Here is a 3374-nt window from a genome sequence, read left to right as displayed (position 1 = left end):
GCGGTGGCTGGCAAGGGTGAGATCAAGACCCGCGAGTACACCCGTGGCAGCGAGAAGAACAAGCAGACCTACTACGACGCGGATATCTACCAGGTGGAACGCCAAGTCGATTTCACCGTGGACGACCTGCCGCTGGAATCCTCTGCCGAGCGCGGCAACCTGGACACGCGCGCCAACACCAACAACATCATCAACACGATTCTGCCGTTCGACACCAAGAACGCGGTGAAGTGGAACGCCTCGTACCTGGCCGGGTTCACTTCGGAAAAGCGCAACCTGGACGTCGAGAAGCTGCAGCCGCGGCTGGAAGACCAGCTGCTGTCGATCGCCCGCGCGCAGGTGGAAGGAACGGTGCGCCGTTACGACCGTGGCGTGCGCTGGGAACAGGAGCAACTGGAAGTGCACGGCACCCGCTGGGTAGCCATGTACCTGCCGGTGTGGCTGTATTCGTACCACCAGCCCGGCAAGAACGGCGGCATGCTGCACTACATCGCGGTGAACGGCCGGACCAGTGAAACCATGGGCAGCGTGCCCGTGCAGCAGTGGAAGATGCTGCTGGCGGCGCTGACCGCAGGTACGATCATCGAAGCCCTCGCAATTGCCTTCCTGGTGGCCAGCACATGAGTGATGACAGTGGTCTTTGGTTGTTGGCCGCAGGCCCGGCCGGCGCAACTGCGCTGTACTGGGCGCTGTACCGCTTCTACCGGAACACCGACAAATCGCATTCGTTCGAACACGAGACCGAGATCGATGCCAAGCCGGTGACCGGCTCGGATCGCCGGGTCGATTCGATCTCGGGCACGCAGGAAAAGCGGATCCGCGGCGACAACGTGTATGAGTATCGAAAGCGGGTGGCGCGGGTGAGCAGCGGAGACGATTGAACGCTCCGCCAGCGCTTCGGGGGCTGGGGCCATCCCAGCCTCCGAAGCAAACCGGGACGTCAGGTGGCCGTACGTCCCGACGCCCCTCGATTCAGTCCGGCGCCACCTCTCCGTTGATCTGCTGCATCACTGAGCGCTTGCCGTCACTGGCAGGCATCGCCCGCACCAGGTTGCGCAGCAGCCGCAGGTCCTGCTGCCGGCCAAGCTCGTCGCTGAGCCGATGCAGCGCCTTGTAACGATGCCCCGAGGCGTGCAGCGGCCTGCTGTGCGGCACGTGCAGCTGCAGGTCGCAGGCGATATCCAGTTGCATGCGCAGCCTGCGCACGCGTCGGCGCCAGCGGTGGACCGCCGCGGCACCGCCGTCGCGTTTCGCCCGTGCGGCAGCCTTGTCCACGCGGCGCCAGCTACGCTCAAGATTCTGGCGCAGCGGGCCACGCCGCAGCTGATGCCAGGGTTGGACCGCCAACTGCTGCTGCACCGCTGCCAGGACACGCAGGCGGCGTGCAAACCCCGGGTCACGCTGCRGGGTCGCCTGCAGCAGCCCCTCACGACGCAGGACCAGCATCCGGATGACGCCGTTCCATCGCGGATCGGCAACCCGCTCCTGCAGTTGCCGGGCGACCTCGACCACCACATGCGCATCACGGAGGCGGGACAGGCCATCACCCAGGCGCTTCAATCCCAGGTCGGCAGCCTCGACGTCCAGCGCTGCGTGCTCCAGCAGCGCCAACAGGGACCGCAATCGGCGGATGGCCTTGCGCGCGGAATGGATGGCCGGGTGCGGGTCGGATGCCGACGACAACGCCGCAGCGATCGCGGCACACTCATGCAGCGCTCTCTGGCGAAAGGCCTCGCCGGCTTCTGCTGCGGACATCGATGTTCCCTGCCGGGATGGGAGCCGCAGTGTAGCCTGCTCCCCGTCGGGCACCGGCACCACGCAGCCGTGACGCGGCGCTGCCTAGACTTGCGCCCCTTCGCCCGTGCTGATCCCGCCACGCTGGCGCAGCACCCCTCCTCCCGCTCGAGATCAACGTGACGTCCCTGCCCTCATTTGCCACCCGCGACAGCCGGGCCACCGACAGCGTCAACATGGCACTGGCCGCCGGGGCCATCGTCGGCACCTGGTTCTGGGACGTCCAGGGCGACCAGCTCACGGTCGATGAAGCCCTGGCCCGCGCCTTCGGCCTGGACCCGGCAATGGCGCAGCGGAAACTGCACCTGCAGGACGTACTGGGCGCCGTGCATCCCGAGGACCTGCCCGCGCTGTCGGCGGCGATTGAGCAGACCGTGCAGACGGGCGGGCGCTTTGCCCACCAGTACCGCGCGCGCGCCACCGATGGCAGCTACCACTGGCTGGAAAGCATCGGCAGGGTCGATCTGGATACCCAGGGCCGCGCGCTGGGTTTCCCGGGCGTGCTGATCGACATCGATGAGCGCCTGCGCGTCGAGGCCGAGCGCGACCAGGCGCAGGCGCTGCTGCGCTCGTTCGTGGAGGCGGCACCGGGCGTGATGTATGCCAAGGACCGGCAAGGCCGGCTGCTGATCGGCAACCATGGCACCACCGAGCTGATCGGCCTGCCGCCGGGGGAATATATCGGGCGCACCGATGCCGAGCTGTTGGGCGACCCCGCGCAGGCGGCGTCGGTGATGGCGACCGACGAGCGCATCATGTCCAGCGGCAACAGTGAGCAGCTGGAGGAGGAAGTGAGCTTCCCCGATGGTCGCCGGGCCTGGTGGCTGTCGACCAAATCGCCGCTGCGCGACGCCGATGGCGCCGTGATCGGCCTGGTCGGTACGTCGCTGGACATCACCGACCGCAAGGCCGCCGAAGCCGAGCGTCGTGATATCGAAGAACGCTACCGGCTGGCCGCACAGGCCACCAACGATGCCATCTGGGATTGGCGCATCGCCGATGGCCAGGTGATCTGGAACGAAGCGCTGGCCAGCCTGTTCGGCCACACGGAGAAGAACACGACCGCGCAATGGTGGCTGCAGCACATCCACCCCGATGACCGCGCGCGCATCGATCACGGCATCCACGCCGTGATAGACGGGAACGGCAGCGGCTGGACGGACGAGTACCGTTTCCAGCGCGCGGATGGCAGTTATGCGTCGGTGCTGGATCGCGGAACGGTCCTGCGCGACGCCGATGGCACCCCGCTGCGGATGATCGGGGCCATGCTGGATCTCTCCGGTCGGAAGGCCGCCGAAGCGGCGCTGGCCGACAGCGAAGAGCGCCTGCGGCTGGCCACCGAAGCAGGCGAGCAAGGGTTCTGGGACGTGGACATGGTGCAGGACGTGCTGATCTGGCCGGCGCGCACCAAGGCCATGTTCGGCATCTCCGCCGGTGCGCCGGTGACCATGGACGACTTCCGTGCCGGACTGCACCCGGACGAYCGCGCGGCAACCCTGGCCGCGTTCGCCGCCGCCTGCGATCCCGAGCAACGCAAGACCTATGACGTGGAATACCGTACCGTCGGCAAGGAGGATGGC

Annotated in this window: 3 protein-coding genes and 1 pseudogene; 3 read left to right on the top strand and 1 reads right to left on the bottom strand. The window is 67.3% G+C overall.

The window, feature by feature from the left end; translation table 11 throughout:
• Together AB4Y84_RS16870 and AB4Y84_RS16865 are read left to right on the top strand one after the other, a co-directional pair.
• Positions 1 to 624: pseudogene (locus AB4Y84_RS16870) on the top strand (TFIIB-type zinc ribbon-containing protein); the annotation flags it as partial.
• Positions 621 to 881, top strand: coding sequence for a hypothetical protein (locus AB4Y84_RS16865; protein WP_025874461.1), 261 nt, complete (start codon positions 621 to 623; stop codon positions 879 to 881). The pseudogene AB4Y84_RS16870 and the gene AB4Y84_RS16865, both read left to right, overlap by 4 nt.
• 91 nt (positions 882 to 972) lie before the next feature.
• Here AB4Y84_RS16865 and AB4Y84_RS16860 read toward each other — a convergent pair whose 3' ends face one another.
• The gene (locus AB4Y84_RS16860) at positions 973 to 1755 is read right to left on the bottom strand and encodes a CHAD domain-containing protein (protein ID WP_442250493.1); all 783 of its coding nucleotides are present in this window, start codon (positions 1753 to 1755) and stop codon (positions 973 to 975) included.
• Positions 1756 to 1913: 158 nt separating this feature from the next.
• On the opposite strand from AB4Y84_RS16860, the gene AB4Y84_RS16855 reads away from it, so the two are divergent.
• Positions 1914 to 3374, top strand: a 1461-nt coding sequence (locus tag AB4Y84_RS16855) for a PAS domain-containing protein (RefSeq protein WP_442250492.1), incomplete at its 3' end; no start/stop codon positions are given.

Origin of the sequence: Stenotrophomonas sp. 2YAF22, from assembly GCF_052114665.1 — a bacterium.
In the GTDB taxonomy this organism is placed as follows: Bacteria; Pseudomonadota; Gammaproteobacteria; order Xanthomonadales; family Xanthomonadaceae; genus Stenotrophomonas; species Stenotrophomonas indicatrix.
This window is presented reverse-complemented; position numbering and strand designations above follow the sequence as displayed.